Source organism: Mycoplasma zalophidermidis, from assembly GCF_024742155.1.
Classification (GTDB): domain Bacteria; phylum Bacillota_I; class Bacilli_A; order Mycoplasmatales; family Metamycoplasmataceae; genus Mycoplasmopsis; species Mycoplasmopsis zalophidermidis.
In genome coordinates this window covers 101,986-119,990 of record NZ_JANSFS010000002.1, presented here as the reverse complement: position 1 = coordinate 119,990, position 18,005 = coordinate 101,986, and the positions used below count along the sequence as shown (strand labels likewise).

Annotated in this window: 14 protein-coding genes; 6 read left to right on the top strand and 8 right to left on the bottom strand. The window is 29.6% G+C overall.

Going from position 1 to position 18,005, the window contains the following annotated elements; translation table 4 throughout:
• Nucleotides 1-11: 11 nt before the first annotated feature.
• The 7 genes from NW238_RS01735 to dnaA form a co-directional block, all read right to left on the bottom strand.
• Nucleotides 12-1,952, bottom strand: coding sequence for a type IV secretory system conjugative DNA transfer family protein (locus tag NW238_RS01735; RefSeq protein ID WP_258451695.1), 1,941 nt, complete (start codon nucleotides 1,950-1,952; stop codon nucleotides 12-14).
• 2 nt (nucleotides 1,953-1,954) lie between these two features.
• On the bottom strand, nucleotides 1,955-3,235 hold the full coding sequence (locus tag NW238_RS01730) for a hypothetical protein (RefSeq protein WP_258451694.1): 1,281 nt from the start codon (nucleotides 3,233-3,235) through the stop codon (nucleotides 1,955-1,957).
• Nucleotides 3,236-3,525: 290 nt separating this feature from the next.
• Entirely contained in the window at nucleotides 3,526-4,311 is a 786-nt protein-coding gene (locus tag NW238_RS01725) for an MAGa4850 family ICE element protein (RefSeq protein ID WP_216567856.1), read from the bottom strand.
• A 174-nt stretch (nucleotides 4,312-4,485) separates the two neighbouring features.
• Nucleotides 4,486-5,613 carry an IdeS/Mac family cysteine endopeptidase gene (locus NW238_RS01720; protein ID WP_373889498.1) on the bottom strand — a complete coding sequence of 376 codons (1,128 nt, stop codon included), beginning with the start codon at nucleotides 5,611-5,613 and terminating at the stop codon, nucleotides 4,486-4,488.
• 285 nt (nucleotides 5,614-5,898) lie between these two features.
• Nucleotides 5,899-6,114: an RNA-binding S4 domain-containing protein gene (locus NW238_RS01715; protein ID WP_216505286.1), complete on the bottom strand. Its 216-nt coding sequence runs from the start codon at nucleotides 6,112-6,114 to the stop codon at nucleotides 5,899-5,901.
• Nucleotide 6,115: 1 nt separating this feature from the next.
• Nucleotides 6,116-7,222 carry a DNA polymerase III subunit beta gene (locus tag NW238_RS01710; protein WP_216505287.1) on the bottom strand — a complete coding sequence of 369 codons (1,107 nt, stop codon included), beginning with the start codon at nucleotides 7,220-7,222 and terminating at the stop codon, nucleotides 6,116-6,118.
• Nucleotides 7,223-7,351: 129 nt separating this feature from the next.
• Nucleotides 7,352-8,767 (bottom strand): chromosomal replication initiator protein DnaA, encoded by a 1,416-nt coding sequence (gene dnaA, locus NW238_RS01705; RefSeq protein ID WP_216505288.1) that lies wholly within the window; start codon nucleotides 8,765-8,767, stop codon nucleotides 7,352-7,354.
• 266 nt (nucleotides 8,768-9,033) lie between these two features.
• Between dnaA and NW238_RS01700 the strand changes: the two genes are divergently transcribed.
• From NW238_RS01700 to ftsH, 4 genes are read left to right on the top strand one after another with little or no spacing between them, the layout of a single operon-like run.
• A complete protein-coding gene (locus NW238_RS01700) occupies nucleotides 9,034-11,196 on the top strand; it encodes an ATP-dependent DNA helicase (RefSeq protein WP_216505289.1) in 2,163 nt (720 codons plus the stop codon).
• Nucleotides 11,196-11,753 carry an aminoacyl-tRNA hydrolase gene (gene pth / locus NW238_RS01695; protein ID WP_258451691.1) on the top strand — a complete coding sequence of 186 codons (558 nt, stop codon included), beginning with the start codon at nucleotides 11,196-11,198 and terminating at the stop codon, nucleotides 11,751-11,753. Before NW238_RS01700 ends, pth begins: the two co-directional genes overlap by 1 nt.
• Nucleotides 11,737-12,624 carry a tRNA lysidine(34) synthetase TilS gene (gene tilS / locus NW238_RS01690; RefSeq protein ID WP_216505291.1) on the top strand — a complete coding sequence of 296 codons (888 nt, stop codon included), beginning with the start codon at nucleotides 11,737-11,739 and terminating at the stop codon, nucleotides 12,622-12,624. The genes pth and tilS overlap by 17 nt, the downstream gene beginning before the upstream one ends.
• Before the next feature lie 42 nt (nucleotides 12,625-12,666).
• On the top strand, nucleotides 12,667-14,733 hold the full coding sequence (gene ftsH / locus NW238_RS01685; RefSeq protein WP_216505292.1) for an ATP-dependent zinc metalloprotease FtsH: 2,067 nt from the start codon (nucleotides 12,667-12,669) through the stop codon (nucleotides 14,731-14,733).
• A gap of 50 nt (nucleotides 14,734-14,783) precedes the next feature.
• Here the strand turns inward: ftsH and NW238_RS01680 are convergent, their stop codons facing one another.
• Entirely contained in the window at nucleotides 14,784-15,977 is a 1,194-nt protein-coding gene (locus NW238_RS01680; protein ID WP_258451690.1) for an AEC family transporter, read from the bottom strand.
• 410 nt (nucleotides 15,978-16,387) lie between these two features.
• Between NW238_RS01680 and NW238_RS01675 the strand changes: the two genes are divergently transcribed.
• Both NW238_RS01675 and rnhC read left to right on the top strand, forming a co-directional pair.
• On the top strand, nucleotides 16,388-17,311 hold the full coding sequence (locus NW238_RS01675; RefSeq protein ID WP_216505294.1) for a Cof-type HAD-IIB family hydrolase: 924 nt from the start codon (nucleotides 16,388-16,390) through the stop codon (nucleotides 17,309-17,311).
• On the top strand, nucleotides 17,311-18,000 hold the full coding sequence (rnhC, locus tag NW238_RS01670; RefSeq protein WP_216505295.1) for a ribonuclease HIII: 690 nt from the start codon (nucleotides 17,311-17,313) through the stop codon (nucleotides 17,998-18,000). Before NW238_RS01675 ends, rnhC begins: the two co-directional genes overlap by 1 nt.
• Nucleotides 18,001-18,005: the final 5 nt, after the last annotated feature.

Sequence of the window (18,005 nt, the reverse complement as noted above, 5' to 3'; positions counted from 1 at the left end):
CCCCCTTAATTTTAGTTTTGTTCACTATTCGCATTCGAGCACAAAATATTTAAATTTTTTCTCTGTTCTATCAGCTTATTTAAATCTTCATCATATATTTTTTCAACGCTACCTCCACCATCAATATTAATTTCGGTCATTTTTTCAAAATCTCACAAAATACCATCATTTCTATCAGCAACAATCTCTCTATGCTCATAATTCGGTTTATCCATATAATCAAATAAAAACATTGGTTTAATCGCTATCGGTTTATACCCACCAGCTAACACAATCGCCAACTCCTTAGATTTGTATTTCAAATCGCCAACATCCATCACAAATTCTTTATTTAATGATGATGAAACTGATTTTGTTTTGCCATTATATGAAGTCGATTTTCTCTCTTTTTCATACTTACCTAACATCTCAGCATACGCTTTTAGCGTTTCCTCATTATTAGTTTCTAAAAACACTGTTAATCTTGCCTGCGATTTAATTAATTTATGCTCTGATTTACCACTGTTATATTTATCTAATTGTGTATAGTCCTGCAATACCAAAAGGAAAAATATTTTTCTCGACCTTGATATCGACATTCAATCACCTAAATTTGGTATTTTTTCAATTGAGTTAAACTCTTCCATAATAAATAGCAAACTTCTATTCAATTTTTTACCTGGTAAAGAATTTGCCTTCGAAATCGCTCTTTTATAAATTTGACTAATTAAAATCGGAATTAGAAATGATGATGATTTTTTATGGTCTGGAAAACTGATAAATATCGCAAATGGTCTATCATTACCAATCATTTGTTCAAAATCAACATTATTTTTCGATGTAATTTCTTCAGTTTTTAAATCATTAGAAAATTGAATTAGAGCCTTCGTAGCATTAATCAAAATACCAGTTAATGTCTCAGGCACTGTCGTAATTAGTGCATCCATCTCACGTTTTAATTTTTCTCAATAAATTGATTTATATCTATTTTCATTTACAATCTTGGTTCATTCACCCATCGTAAAAGTATCTAAATTTAAAAACGCAACAACATTTGACAATGTAAAGTAATTTAAACTAAACTTTTTATTTTCTAACGAGTAAAGAACCATAAATTTTAATATTGTCATCACGACATTTTTCGCTTGTGCTACTCAAATCCCGTCGTCTTGTCTATCGCCTCATTTTAATTCTTCAACCACTTCACGCAGTGCAGCAAAACCTTCCGAATAATCTAAATTACTTAATTCTTTATACTCTTTTGAATGAAAGTAATCTCAAGCTAACTTCAATGGATTTCAGCGTACGGAGTTATTAGGATTATCTAAATCAAACAGCTTCACGTCATAACCTTGTTTTTTTAAAATACCACCCGTTGCTTCTAATAATTCTTGTTTTGGATCGATTATTACCATATTTGCTTTTTTATCATCAGACAAACTTGCATTACGGACGATATTTTGAAAAAGTATTCTTCAAGTTTTACCCGAACCAGCAATCCCTAATAAAATCATATGAGAGTCAGAGTGATTAACCATATCGCCGTATTTTTTAATATGACCTATTACAAACCCAGATTCATTATTATTCGCAAATTCCTTTTTAAATTTTTTTAAATTACCCTCACCACTTTCCTGGTTATATAAAAATGGTGAATTATCATTTGCTTGTGATCTAGATATATTTTTTAATCAGTCCTTATAATTCAAAACAACCAAACATATAAAACTGACAACTAAAATCAAAACTAAACCATAAAGCCGATACTTATTCTCGAGCACATAGAAATTAACTATATCGCCCCAGACATCTCTTTCACCCTTAAATCACCCCTTAATTGCCTTATCACGACTAATTAATACCGTTCCGACAATACCAACTAATACAAAACAAATAAAAGGCACAATAACTAAACTAAAAAAATATTTTAAAAATCTAAAAAACTTAGAATCAAAGAATTTTTTGTGCTTCATATTTAATACCTTGCCTTAACATTTTTGCGATAACTTCGTAAAGCCTCCAATTTATGTCTAAAATGCACTCCGTTTGCTTCTCAATTTCAACCATCAATTATTCATTTTAAATTCAGGTTTCGTTTGGCTTCACTTTTGCGTCTTGCTGATTTTTGAATAAATATTTTTTGAACACTATTTAAACCCTTAAATCAATCTGCCCTTTCGCTCATCTCATTTTCATTCAAACATAACTTAATAATCAAATTACCGATTTGTTTTTCAAACTCATCTTTTTCTTTATCAATAAAATTGTTTTTTAATTTTTCGTTAAATAGTGATGCTAACTTTTCGCCTTTTAACTTTTCTAACTCTGACATGTAATTTTGATATTGCATTTTAATGTCGTCATTATTACTTTGCACATAATCAAAAATATTTCAAATTGCTTCTTTAATATCTTCATCAGCTTTAACATATGTTTTATTTTTGCGATTAAGCATATAATCGCGCACTTTAAATACATCATCATAAATTTCTTCATTTCGCACATCATCTAGCGTCGTAATCGCTTTTATATGCTTTCTAATATCTCAGGTTTTAGCTTTGGTTTCATTTAACTTGCGATATTCTTTTTGATAAATAACCTCCGAAGATAAAACATTATTAAAATTTTGTACAGATTTTTTACTAAATCAACCTTTTTGTTTAAAAACCAATCCCTCTTTTTTAGTCTGTGTATTAGGATTTATTTCTCAAAAACTTAAATGCACATGAGGAAAATCTGTATTAGAATGCATAACTCAATGACCTCTTATATTCTCAGGATCTAAATGATTTGCCTTCAAAAGTTTTCGCATATGCACATTTAATAAATCTGCTCACTCATTTTTATCTAACATAAAATTATCAACTCCAAATTGTCCTGGATTAATAATCATTTCTCAAACAATTTGTTTTTGCAAAATCTTATTCAATAATTCAATTTCATCATTAACATTAATATCTTTGGGATTTTCAAACAAACGATAAACTCCAGATTTTGCACTATCTTTTTTAACTCTGGTTTGTAAATTCATCCACGATTTAAAATCTAAACCTGATTTTTTAAATTCACTTTCTAAATCAAACTTGGTTTTATCATCATCTTGAACATAAACAGCATCAACACGAGCTATATAACGCAAATGTCTTCCTGAAGAATAAAACTCCCAGTCATGAACCTGGTCTTGACCTTTTTGTATTTTTTTCTCCAAACCATATTTAGCAAACTCGATATTAGAATATATCCTTTGTCTATTCATTAATCTCCCACGTCATATATATAACATATACATGACTAATATATTTATGTTCCAGATTTTGTCCAAACCAAAATTTCCCACTCTCAAAATCTTCGTTTTTCCCATCATCGCTATGCTAAAGAACACCACCGACATCGATAGTTCTCCATTTTTTAAAAATATCTAATTTCGTTTTAATCAGAATCATGTTTGATTTTCAGCGGACTATCTGGACTCGAACCAGAATACGTATCATAAATCGTGTTTTACATTAAACTACACGTCCATATACATGACTCTCTTTTATCTAATTAAAACTTCATAATTAAATATCTTTCACACTTAAACTCATAACCGACAAACTTTCTAAAAACTTGTCCTAGTTTATTTTTTAAGCAAATAAATTTTTTCTCTACACCTCTCACAACTTGATAAATTTGTTTAACTCCAAACCCTAACATCTCAGCAAAAGCATTATGCATTCTAAAAACACCACTACGGCTCATATCATCATAAAAACCATTTTGCAGCATAACTTTTTTATCACCCTTACGCATGATAAATTTTTTGCCTGCTAAAGCTTTAGATTTATATTTTTCAACTACAAAATATCACGCTGCTTTCAAACCATTTAAAAGCAAAATTTTCATCGCATTTTCACCTCTAATCACAACGTAATTTTCACCCTTATTTCTCAGGTTTATTTTTTTCAATTTCAAGACATTTTTTTCTCTTAAAATTTCGCCATCCACAAGGTTTAAATCAACAAGTTTTTTAATGGCTAAATTCAGCGTCGTTTTCTTAAAACCAAGTTGCGAAACTAAATCATTTTTACTTATCTCACAATTTAGTTTTTTATACATTCTAATAGTCATAAAAACTTTAACCAAAACTTCATTACCAGCTAATTTATTTTTTCAACTTCGTGAAATAACCAACTTCGCATTTTTAATGAATTTTCAAACATGCTCAAAGTTTTGTTTATCATAAACTTTGCGATCATATTTTTTTACAAAATTTACATTGCTGTAAAAATTTCTAATTTCTTCTTGCTGACCTTCTTTCTCCATCAAATCTAAATTGCTTCAAACACTCATAATAACTCCTAAAAAAATTTTTGTTTTTTTAGAAAATGAAAAGTTGGGAACAACATTTTTGTGGTATAATATATTCAGTTGTCAGGGGGGGGTTGTTCCCTCCTTTTCATTTACTAATTTTTTTAAAATCAAAAAAGCTGCAAGTAGGTTGCAGCTTTTTTACACACTAATTTTTTACGCATTCAAAAAATCTTTTCAATAACTGTTTCCGTCTTGAATAGAGTATATATGTCAAATATCAACACCTTTTCCTTCTTCAGTATGACCACTTAATTTTGCATTACCGGAAGAATAATCAATTCTTAATCTGGTCATTCCAACTCTTTCGTATTCACCGTCTTTTGATACTCTCATCTTATCGTCTTTATTATCAGAATCGCTAATGTAAACAGCCAGAACATTGCCATCGTTATCGAAATCAGCACCTCAAATTGTAACTATGTGTCCCTTATTACCCGAACCAAATGAAATAGCTAATGCCCGGCCTTGCTTAATTCAACTTCTTATGTTCATTGATAGTGCTTCTTTCGAGCCAGATCTAACAAACGAAGTTAGGGTATGATATTTGAACACATCTTTAAAAAATCCTCTTGAGTCAGCAGGATTATAATTATTTTCATTATTAAAATAATAGTTATCAGAAATATATTTATAGCCATTTATAAACATATCTATTAATTTATTTGGAAATAACGTTTTATTTGGAAATAACTCAACGAAATAGTCAAAAATTCTACTTCTGTCATAGTAATTATTTTCATCTGGGAAGTTCACTTTAATATCTTTTAGTTTTTTTGTGATATCTCCCACTTTAATCACTGCTTTATCAGGAAATTCCTTGATATATCTATTTACATATTCTTGGTTTCTATCTAATCATCAGTGCAATCAATTTGTTGCAACAACAGCCGAACATAATGACCAATCTCCATTCTCTAAACGTTTATTTATATCGTATCAGCCTTCATTTTTAGAGTTTTTTAGTGAATATTCATAAATTTCTAATGACGGATCATTTTGTTTTCTGAAATTTTCAACATTTATATTAACACCATTAACCCATAGTGTTTCAGTAACCTTATTTCTTAAAGAAGGAATAATTTTGCTTGTATCTGCCTGAAATTTTGGTTCATTATCGTTTTTAATCAAATTATTATTTTTTATATCTTTGTCATTGTCGGTATTATTTTTATTAGTAGTTTTGATACCATTCTCCGATTTTAAGTTATTTTCAATAATGCTGGTATTTTTATTTATTATAGAACTGTTCTCATTGACTGCTTCGCTTTTAGAATTTTTGATGTTTCTTTTTTCTGCTTCCGTTTGAACTAAACCGCTTTCTTTTTCTTGTTTTGAGTTCTTTGAAATTTTTATATTTAATTTTGTTTCGTGATTATCTTTTTTTGTCGAAGAGATGAAACTAGGATAGGAAACGAAGAGAAGGTTAATAATAAAGGTACTATTTTTTTTATTTTCATATGAACTATTGTACCAAAGAATTATCTTTTAAACTCAAATAGCGATATTTGAGTTTAATTTATTTATATGCATAAAAAAACTTCGATTTTGTACGAAGTTTAATTAAATTTATTTTTCTTTAATGTAATAAACTAAATTATTGACTCAAACTACATCACCAATAAAAACTTTTGTGTTCCGCCCTATCGGAGTTTTATCATTGATTTTTACTCGATTGTTTGTTAAATAATATTTAGCTTGACCTCCAGTATCAACCAAACCAACTTTCTTTAACAATTGGCCAATTGTTATAAAACCTTCATTTATAAAAACTATATTATTCATTTTATCTTCTTAATGGAGTAATCAATTGTTTTGAACTTACATTTGAAGGGGAAAGAATTAGAATTTTTTTAACTTGATCGTCAATTAAAATAGAGATATCATCTTCAAAAACTGAAATAGCGTCCTTTAGGAAATTAAAATTTAAATCAAATTCAACAGTTTTGCCTTCAAATTTAAAATTTTGTGTTTTTGCAACTGAGCTTCCAATTTCAGCAATATTATTTATTAATGTTAAATTATTGTTTGTCAATGATACTTCAATTCTATTTTGTTTATCTCCGTTACTTAGTCACACCTTATTCAATAATTCATTTAATTCTGCTTTTGAAATTTGTAAATTGTATTTAATATTCATATCAGCTAAAATTGGTTCAGTATCTCTAAATGGAACTGATACAATACGCGAAATAATAATTGTATTATCATACTTAATACCAACTTTTATATCGTTGTAGAAAAAAGTTATTTTTTTAGGTGCATCTGAAGGAATTAAATCTTTTAAATCTTTAGCATTTACTGAAATGTCAATATTTTCTTCTAGAGGTGTATTTGTTTTCATTTGATAAAGAGCCAATCTATAAGAGTCAGTCGCTGTAAAGTTAATACAATTATTTTTATAACGCATATTTATACATCTATAGATTAAGTTATTATCTGCACTCGATGCATGAATGACATTTTTAATTGCTTTTTTAAATTCATTTGTATCTAATTCAAATTGTTTTGTGTTGATTAAATTATCAATTACGGGAAATTGATTCGATTGTAGTGTTGAAAGTTGATACCTTGAATTTCCTTCAATTATTTCTAATAAAGCGTTTGGTGTTTGCTGTATAGTGATTTCCCCAGATAATTTTTTGATAATTGTTTTAAAAATGTTGGCTTGAATTAAAAATTCACCAGTTTGCTCTACTTTAATTAGTACATCGTCTACAGGCAGCTTTTTAACAATACTTGTTGCATCATTAGCTGCTTTTAAAGTGATAAATTCGTTGTCGACAATTATCATAATTCCTCTGAAACTATAAAAAGTACTAATTGGGTCAACGTATTTTGAAACAATTTCAATCGAATCATCGAGAATTTTTTTGTTTATATGGAATTTCATGATTCCTCCTTAAAAGTAAATATAATTAATATATTTTGTTGTTTTGTTGATAACAATTAAAAACAAAAATTTAATGTTATTTTTCAATTGTTTTTATGGTTTTTGGTTGATTTTGTTATGTTGATAACTTTAGGTTAACTTGTATATTTCTTCAGAAATAGCCGAAATAGCTCTGTTATACGATTGATCCGCTTCTTCGCATCCGCGTTCAATCTTCTTGATAGCGTTTATTATTGTTGAGTGATCTCTATTTCCGAATAATTGACCGATTTTTTCTAGTGGCAAACCCATTTCTTCTCTAATAATGAATATTGCTATATGTCTCGCCATAACAACATCACGCTGTCTACCTTTTCCTAAAATCTCTTTTTTAGAGACTTTGTAGTATTTTGCAACATATTCAATCACGGATTCAGGGGTAACAGATTCTTTATTTAGGGTCATTGATGAAAGTATTCTATTTACGACAACGAGCGAATATTTAGCATTGGCTTTACTTGCGATTTCTTTGTCATAAAAACTTAGTCTTGTAATTGCTCCTAATAAATTTCTTATTGAATTTTGGAAATTTCGAGCTATAAACTGTTTTGCTTCTAATTCTCAATTATTAGGATGCATATTCTTTATCTTTATAAAATAGTTAAGAACTTTTATAAGGTCATCTTGTCTCGGTTGTTTTATTTCTAATTGTAATCCCATTGTTAATCTGGTTATTAATCTGTGATCAAACATCGAATTTAATGCAGTAATTGATTTATCAGAAGTAAAAATTGTTAAATTATTATTATTTATTCTGCTATCTAATATTTGATTTATAACATGCAATGTAGATTTTTTGTTTCCTTGCCCATAATTTTGAAAATCGTCAAACATAACAACATCTGCATTTATTAAAGAATCAACTCTTTCTTTAATTTTAGATTGATTATTTTCTTGAAGTAACAATGAAATATCTGTAACGAAATCACCGGGGTTAATATACTGTACTGACCTACCTAATTTGACTAATTCATTACCAATTGCGTGTAATAAGTGGGTTTTACCCAATCCTGATTTAGAAAAAATAAACACAGGATTATATTCTTGACCCCCATCAGCAATATATCTTCCAATTCTGATTGCTTCTTTATTAAACTCACCTTCAACATAAGTATCAAATGTTAAATCATTTTTAAACACGGAAACATTTTTCTTTAATGTTTTTGTAATGTTTTTTTGAATTTGTTTTACTTTAGTATCCTGATTTAAATCAATTTGTTTAGTGCTTTCAGCAGTACTGATAAAAGTGTAAGTACAAGGATGTCCAAGAGTCTCCTCAAGTGCTTTGCTAACTTTATCGTTCATGCTTGCTCTTATGATGTTCATACTATCTTTACTTAAGTTTGATTCTATAGTAACATGATAATCAGAGTTAATTTTAGTTATTTTTAAAGGCAGAAAAAAATTTTTATACAACATTTTATCCGTAACTTCCAACATTAAGCAGTGTAAAAAAGTCTCAGTTAAAGCTAACAATTTGTTTTTTTCAATTTCTTGTTTCCTCATAAATCTCCTAATTAATAATTAAATCATAATTTAACTTATATTATAAGACAGTTAAATTGTTAAATAAACAAGTTATCCATAAGTTATTAACAATGTTATCAACAACTTATTACTCTTATTTAAAGTCTTAAAAGTTAAAATTAACAACTTATTTACACAGTATTTTAAAAATGTGTATAACTTGTTTGTGAAACTGGTTATCTTAGCCCAATTTCACCAAAAATAAAAACCTTAAAATAAATAGATAATTCAATATAATGTAATATATGAATGACATTTACAGTAAAAAGACATACACACAACATAAATTATTCAGAGCTCGTGGAAGATTTTTGAAAGTTTTAAGTGGCGGCGAGAAAGTAGATTGAAAATATACATTAGCGATTTTTGAAACTGATAATCGTGAAAATTTTTCAATTTTTATTACCGATAAAAAAATCAAATTACTATCTTTTTACGATATAGAGTATACAAATAACACAAACAGTAAGTATAATTCCAAAAAATTAATATCTCTAGCAATCAGTAAACCAAAAAATGATGAAGAGTTCGAAAGAGTATTAATTAACACGGTAAAAGGGGTTGGTAAAAGAACAATAGAAATTCTTAAAGAAAAGTTTGGTGACGATTGAGCCAAAAAATTCAAACAAGAACCTATGGTGTTTGAAGGTTTGGTTTCACCAAAACTTTTCAAATCTCTTAAAGAGTTTTTTGTTAGTTATGATGATGAGACATATAGTTTTTTTGTAAATAACGGACTTGAACGCCTTTATGATGTTCTTAAAATTGAATTTGGAGAAGAAGAGTTACTAAAAAAACTCAAGGAGATAAATCCCTACTCTTTGGTGTATGATTTTGATTACAAGTTTGAAATTATTGATAAATTAGGAATTTGTATGGACTTAGACGAGTCCGATAAAAGACTTTATGCTTTGATATATTACAACATAACGAAATTGATGAATAATAATTCAACATTAGTAGATTTTATTGAGCTATACGACGCTATTAAAAAAGACCGTAAAAGCTATTCAGAAATAATGGTTATTGAAGCTATACAAAAATTAGTGAACGAATCAATTTTGTTTTTTGATACAGTCCAAAATAGAATTTCAACTGCTAAAATGTTAATTAAAGAAAAATATATTGCTGACGAATTATTGAGATTAAATAGATATAAAAACAATAATTCTGTTACTCAAACTTCGTGTGTTTTATCACCGTTACAACAAGAAGCATTTAATAATGGAGTTAATAAAAAAGTATCTGTGATTTCAGGATTTCCGGGAACAGGTAAATCTTATGTAATTAAATATTTAATTGATTATTTTGTTGATAATAAAATATATAAAAAATCTGAAATTGCTGTTGTTGCACCGACAGGTCGAGCTTCAACAAATCTAAAAAATAAGCTAGATGTCGATGCGAAAACAATTCACTCTTTATTCAGAATTGCGCAAGAGCCATTTAAAAACATACAATTAGCAAGCTACACCGATTTAGATCATAAGGTTTTAATTGTTGATGAATTTTCAATGGTTACAGTTGATTTATTATTTATAATTCTCAACAATTTACCTAGACTTGAAAAAATCATCTTTGTTGGCGATGCCGATCAATTGCCTTGTATTGGTCCAGGGAACATGCTTGAAGACATAGTTAAATCTGGCAAAATAGCAACAACTATTCTTACAGATATATTTAGAACCGACAAAAAAGAAATTTGTGATCATTTTTTATCAATAAAAAATAAAAAAACACCTTCTTTAAAAACCGAATCAATTAAATGACATGAAATAAGTGAGGCAGAATTTACTGAAAAAATTGTTGAACAATACCAGCTTTCTGTTGAAAAGTATGGAATCGAAAATGTAGCAGTATTGATACCAATTCATAAAAGCGAAGTGGGTATAAAGGCAGTAAATGATATACTTCAACAATGAAATCTATTGAGAAACCAATTGAAAATGAAAAACATTGATTCAATTTCGTACGGCCACGGAGAAACTAGCAGGTTATTTTATGTTGGCGATCGAGTTGTACAATTAGAAAATGATTATGAGTTAGACGCCTATAATGGGGAAATTGGAACTATAACCAAAATTAATGGAAATAGCGAAGTTACAGTTGATTTTGGTTATAAATCAATTACATACTCTAGAGAAGAATTTGGTTCATATGTTTCATTAGGGTATGCGTTATCAATACATAAATTTCAGGGTTCGGAATCTATGTGTGTAATTATGCCTGTTTTTGACGCTTATGATTGAATGATGACGACTAAACTAATGTATACCGGAACATCAAGAGCAAAAGAAGAATTAATAATCATTGGAAATTTAAATTTTTATATTTGAAAAATAAAAAATAATAATCGAGATATAAAAGCTTATACTTCGTTCGGTGCTTTTATTGAAAAAGGAGAATAATGAAACTTATAGTTGGGTTAGGAAATATTGGGCAAGAATATAAATTTACACGCCATAATGCAGGCTTTTTAGTTATTGACAAAATATCTGAAAAAACTGGGATTAAGCTTAATAAAGACAAATTCAATGGTAAATTTGGAATTGGAGATGATTTTATTATTGCTAAACCTTCAACCTATATGAATCGTTCTGGGGAATTTATTCAAGCAATTTGTCACTTTTATAAAATTTCACCATCAGATGTAATGATAATTTACGATGAAAAAGATTTTAACTTAGGCCAAGCCTCAATAAAAATTGGTGGTTCAAGTGCGGGACATAACGGGGTGCAAAATGTAATCGATAATTTAATTTCTAACGACTTTAAAAGATTAAGAATTGGTATCGGTCGCGACAAAAATTATGAATTAAAAGACTGAGTTTTAAGTAATTTTAAACCTGATGAAATTGTCATTGTTGAACAAGTTGCTGATGTAGCAGCGGAAGCGGCATTATCGTTTGTATATAACGACATAAAGATTGTTATTGAGAAGTTTAATAGTGAAAACAAAAAATAAAAAATTAATTGCCGTGAGTGGCGGCCCAGATTCCATGTTTCTTTTAAAAAAAAGCATAGATAATTATGGCGCCGAAAATTTAGTTGTGGCTCACATAAACTACAAAACTCGTCCTGAAAGCGATTATGAAACAGAGTTAATTAAAAAATTTTGTGAGTTAAATAAAGTTTCGTTTTTCTTTAAAATTTGCGATTATACACAATGCAAAGGCAATTTCGAAAATTGAGCAAGAACAAAAAGGTATGAATTTTTTAAATCTGTTTATGACAGCGAAAATTGCGATTTACTAATTATGGGTCATCATAAGGATGATTTTTTAGAGACAGCCTTAATGCAAAAAAACTCTAATAGAGATGTGCTGTTTTTTGGTATAAAAGACAAAAATGTCAATTTTGGTATGAATATCTATAGACCTTTTATCAACCGATACTTTAAGGATGAAATACTTCACGAAATTAAGAATTTAGATATTACATATAGCGTTGATTCAACTAATTTATTGCCGGTTTGTGAAAGAAATAAAATTCGTCTCGAGTTACAAAAATACTCACTGGTGGAAAAAAGCGAATTAATTAGTAATTTTTACAAAAAAAATTCTTTTTTAAAGAAAACAGAAGAAAAAATACTTAATGAATTTGAAAGCTGGAAGGATTGTGAATATAGCCAAGATTGTTTTGAATTTTACAAGTATAAAGCACAAATAATCTATAAATTCATTCATGAAAACTTTTGTGCAATTAAACTTTCGAAAAATAAGATTGATTCAATTATTCAGTGATATTTGTCAAAAAACCGCACTTCCGAATACATTTTGAAAGACAATATTAAATTAATCAAAAAAAGAGGTAAATTAACGAATATTTCATATTAGTAATTAATATATAATTGAATTATTCAAACTGAAAGGAGTTTTATGAGAGACAATAAAACAAATCAACCAAAAAGATCGAAATTAACAGCAGTGTTATTAACTATATTAGGAGTTATTGTTGCAGCAGTACTGATATGGATGCTGTGAGAAAAATTCAAACCAACACCTGCAGAGGTTGATATTAATGCTTGACATGCTCATATATCTAAAGCTATAGCTAATACAGGCGATAACACATACATAAGATATGCAAATTGAGATACTTATAATGGACTTGTAAACTATGAATTTGTTGACAATGGAAAAAGTGCATTATACACTGCTAAGATAGGCCGCGAAAACATTTCTCAGTGATTTAGTCAAAATGAAACGATAGGTGCATTGGCCCAAAATCATGCCGGGTTTGGTCCAGAAACAAAAACCTTTGCTTCATTGTTAAATGCCGCTACACAAGGTTCGGATTTTACAGCAAGCGGCAAAGCGCTTATTTATTCTGGACTGCCATCAAATAAAACATCTATTTTAGAAGTTGTTATTCGTTCAGCGTTACCATTAATTATTTTCATACTTATTGGTTGACTATTTACTAGATCCTTATTTAAAGGTGGTATGGTCGGAATGGCCGGCGAAGATAAAAGTGTAGCCCAAAAAGTTAAAAGTGATAAGAAATTCAAAGATATTGCAGGAAACAAAGAAGCAATTGAAGAAATTTCTGAGATTGTAGATTATTTAAAAGATCCTAAAAAATACGTTAAAGCTGGCGCAAGAATGCCACATGGAATTTTATTAGGTGGTCCTCCAGGAACAGGTAAAACATTGCTTGCTAAAGCGACTGCCGGTGAGGCAAATGTTCCATTCTACTTTATATCTGCATCAAATTTTGTTGAAATGTATGTTGGACTAGGTGCTAAACGTGTTAGAAATGTTGTTGCGGAAGCGCGTAAAAACGCACCAGCAATCATATTCATAGATGAACTTGATGCAATTGGGCGTACAAGAGGTGCTGGTCTAGGCGGTGGACACGATGAACGTGAACAAACATTAAACCAATTACTTGTTGAAATGGATGGTATGACAGAAAATACTGGTTTGTTATTCTTCGCTGCAACAAACCGTACTGATGTCTTAGACCCAGCTTTAATTAGACCAGGACGTTTTGACCGTCAAATTACTGTCGGTTTACCCGATGTTAAAGAAAGAGCTGAAATTCTAGAATTACACGCAAAAGGAAAAAGAATTGCACCAAATGTTAATTTAGCAAAAGTTGCTAAAAGAACTCCAGGATATTCGGGGGCTCAATTAGAAAACGTTATTAATGAAGCAAGTTTATTAGCTGTGCGTTTCAACCATGATGTTATTACATTAGAAGATATTGATGAGGCAATCGACAGAGTTATGTCGGGTCCTGCTAAAAAGAACAGAGTTATATCTGAGAAGGAATTAACAATGGTTGCTTACCACGAAGCTGGTCACGCGGTTGTAGGTATAAAAGTGCCCGGTGGTAATAAAGTTCAAAAAATTACAATTATCCCTAGAGGGCAAGCCGGTGGTTACAATTTAATGACTCCTGAAGAAGAAAAATACAACATGTCCAAACAAGAACTAATTTCAATGATTACTTCATTTATGGGTGGTAGAGCTGCCGAAGAAATAATATATGGAGCAGAAAATATTTCTACAGGTGCCAGTGACGATATTCAAAAAGCAACAAAAATAGCTAGAAAAATGGTTACGGAATGAGGAATGTCTGGTCTTGGACCAATTCAGTACGAAGCGGACGAAGGTTCTCCTTTCTTAGGAAGAGATTATTTAAAATCAGCTACTTTTTCACCTGAAGTTGGACGTGAGATAGATTTAGAAGTTAGAAAAATAGTATTAGAAGCTCAAAAAAGAGCTCATGAAGTTATCAACAATAATAGAGAACTTTTAGAGTTAATTAAAACAGCGCTACTAGATAAAGAAACAATAGTTGCAGAGGAAATTGAATATATAGCAGAACATATGCAACTTCCTCCAAAATCAGAAATCACTCACAACGAAACTATTACAAATCTTTCATTTGACGATTTATTAAATGAAACAAACATATCAGATAATAATTCAGATTAATAATAAAAAACTAAAATAGTCGCACATGCGACTATTTTAGTTTCCAAATATTAAGCAACTAATGCGTTGAAGATTCCATAGCTAGCAACAGTTCAAACTGGTAGAGCAATTAAACTCACCAATGTTGATAGAGATGAAACTTGTGCAGTATATGGTGTATGTTCGTGTTTGAACGCTACAGAGAAAATAATTGTAACTGCAGCAGGAGGACAAGCACCTAAGATAACTAATAATGTACCAGTAGATACTGAAAGTAATTCAAATTTAACGAATGGTAGACAAACTAGTAACATAACAACAGGAATTGTTAATGCTTTTCTAATTGTTGTAATTCAAACTTCTTTATCTTTAGCAGCTTCTTTTAAGTTTGATGTTGCCAATGAACCACCGATTACGATTCATGCTAATGGCGAAATAACACCTACCATTGATTTAATTGGTGTGAAAATCATTGGGATTTGTGAACCGAATGCGTGTCAGAATTGTAGTGTACCGTTTGTGGTATCTGAATATCATTTTCCGTCAGCGTTGAATTTAGGAATTGCTGGAATGAATTGTAATGCTCATAAAATTGCTGAGACATATAGACAAATCATCATTGGGTTGAAAATTGCATTTAAAATAGGTTTAATTTGATTTCTAGAGAATTTTTGTCCCGAGTAAGCCATTTTACAATATGTGAAAGCACCAATCATAAATGGTAAGTTCCATACTTGCAAAAGTGCTGTTGCGCTTTCATTGAAGACAACCTTGTCTAATACTGATACTAAAGGAACAGCAAAGAATTGCAATGATGCATATGATAACATCATTTGTGAAGTTAATAGTTTTTGTGCGTAGCTATTGATTTGTGCTTCTCTGAATTGAGCAGGTGATTGTGATTTATCTGATTGTTCATACATCTTTTCAGCTCGAGCTCTAATTTTTGCTGAAACCAGTCTTGATCTAGGTACTAACTTAATGATTAAGGTACTGTATACCGCAATTAAAATGTAGAATGCGGCAGATAGTCCAATTACAATACCAACTTCTTTAGCGACGTCTGCTTTGGCTGGAGCCATAAACGCAACTATACACAAGAAAGGTAGTGCTCATTGTAGTAAAAATGTTGATATTTTACCGTTAATTTCTTTAGTAAAAATACCTTTTTTAGTTACGAAGAAACCAACAAGAACAAAAAACATTGTTGCTATAACAGCACCATATAAGTTCTGTGATTTTAGTAATTTAACTAAATTTTCCATATTATCCTTTCGTAATATTTTATATTAATATAAATATTAATTGGCAACGATAACATTTTGAATATAGTTGTTATTGTGTACCGATTAAATTATATACTTTATATTACTTAATACTCTACATATGGTACTTATATGTAAATTATGATATAAAACAATTTAATAAATTTTTCGCTAATATTTTTACCAAAAAACACATTTCTAAGCCATTTTTGTCAAATTGTATCGTAATGTTTCCATATGGTTACATTACCACATTATGGAAATACAGTTCCACTATTGTTTATATTATAAGTAAAACACATATCAGACTGTTTTTCAATAGCAACGGTAAAATCAACTTATATTTGGACATTTTGAAATACTGGTAATTGGTTTATAATTGTTAATATATTAAATTCTTAAGGAGAATTATGCAAGAAAAAGAAAAATATTTGTTTGCAATTGATTTAGATGGTACACTTCTTTCATCTAGTTCAGAAGGAACTATTCATGAAGTTGCAATGAAAGCAATCGAAAGAGCAAAAAACGAGGGACATATAGTTTGTTTGGTAACCGGTAGACCATGAAGATCGACTCGTCCTATTTACAACATGTTAGGACTGGATACTGTAGTTACAAACTACAATGGTGCTCAAATTCATAACCCCAGTGACGAAAACTTCATTCCTTTAATTAAATATTTAAACTTGAACGAAATGCTTTACATTTTAGGTGATCCAAAAGTTAAACAAGAAATTAGCAATGTTGCTATTGAAGGACCTGGATGAGTTCAGTTACAAAGAAGAGATGAAGCACTTGAGAGAGTCTTTGGTTTTAAAGAAAACCCTAAATTTAAGGTGGGATTAGATTTTAATAAAATTCCATTGAGACCTACAGGAATTATATTTGATGTTAAAGAAACTACAGATCCAGATGATTTAAGAGATTATCTAAGAGCAAAATATGGAGATTTAGGTGAATTTTCATATTGGTCGAAAGGAGAAGGTTTAACACCTGTTTTCGATATCACTAATGTGTCAGTAAACAAAGGACGTGCTATTTCATTATTAAGTCGTTATTACGATATTCCACTAGAAAATATCGTAGCATTTGGTGACGGTCACAACGACATTTCAATGTTTAAGGTAGCTAAAACTGCTGTGGTTATGAAAAACGCTCCAGAACCAGTTAAAAAGCACGCAACTGTTAGAATTAATAAGAAAAATACTGAAGGGGCCGTAGGTTTCTACATCAATAAATTCCTTGATAACCCAGAAGAAGAAAAAGCAAAAAGTTTAAGAGTTCGTTCTAAAATGAAGAAGAATTCATATGTTAATACAGAAGCAGATGATTAATGAATTTTATAGAATTTAACTCATCGTTGAATGTTGTCGATAAAAGAGTTATCGGAGTTGACGAAGTAGGAGTTGGAGATTATTTTGGTCCACTAGTGTCAGCGGCGGTTTTAATACCGCAAGAAAATAAAGAAAAACTCATTAAATTGGGTGTTATTGATTCCAAAAAGATTAGCGACACCAAAATAAAGGTGTTAGCTCCCCAAATAAGAAAATTATGTGTTTATGGCGTTTATGTTTTGTCGCCTAAAGGTTTTAACAATATGAGCAAAATGCATAACGGAAATGAATTAAAAATGTTTACTCATTTAAGCTCCATTGATAAGGTTCTAGTTAAAAATAACGAATATGATTTTATTTTTATTGACAAATATTCAACAACTAATTGTATCCAAAAATACTATGACAAATTTATGAATAGTAACTTTTTTGTCAAATTTACGACAATCAAAAAGGATATTATATTAGCAAATAAAGCTGAAGATATTTCACTAGAAGTTGCCTGTGCTTCAATATTGGCAAGAGAGACCTTTTTGTATAAAATGGAAGAAATGAATCAAAAATATGGTATCCAATTTCCTTTTGGGGCTTCACAAAAAGTTAAAGAATTTGCGAAAGAACTATTTGAGAAACGTAGCGATATAGTTATTACTGATATCTGTAAAACAACATTTAAAATGGAAATATAATTTTC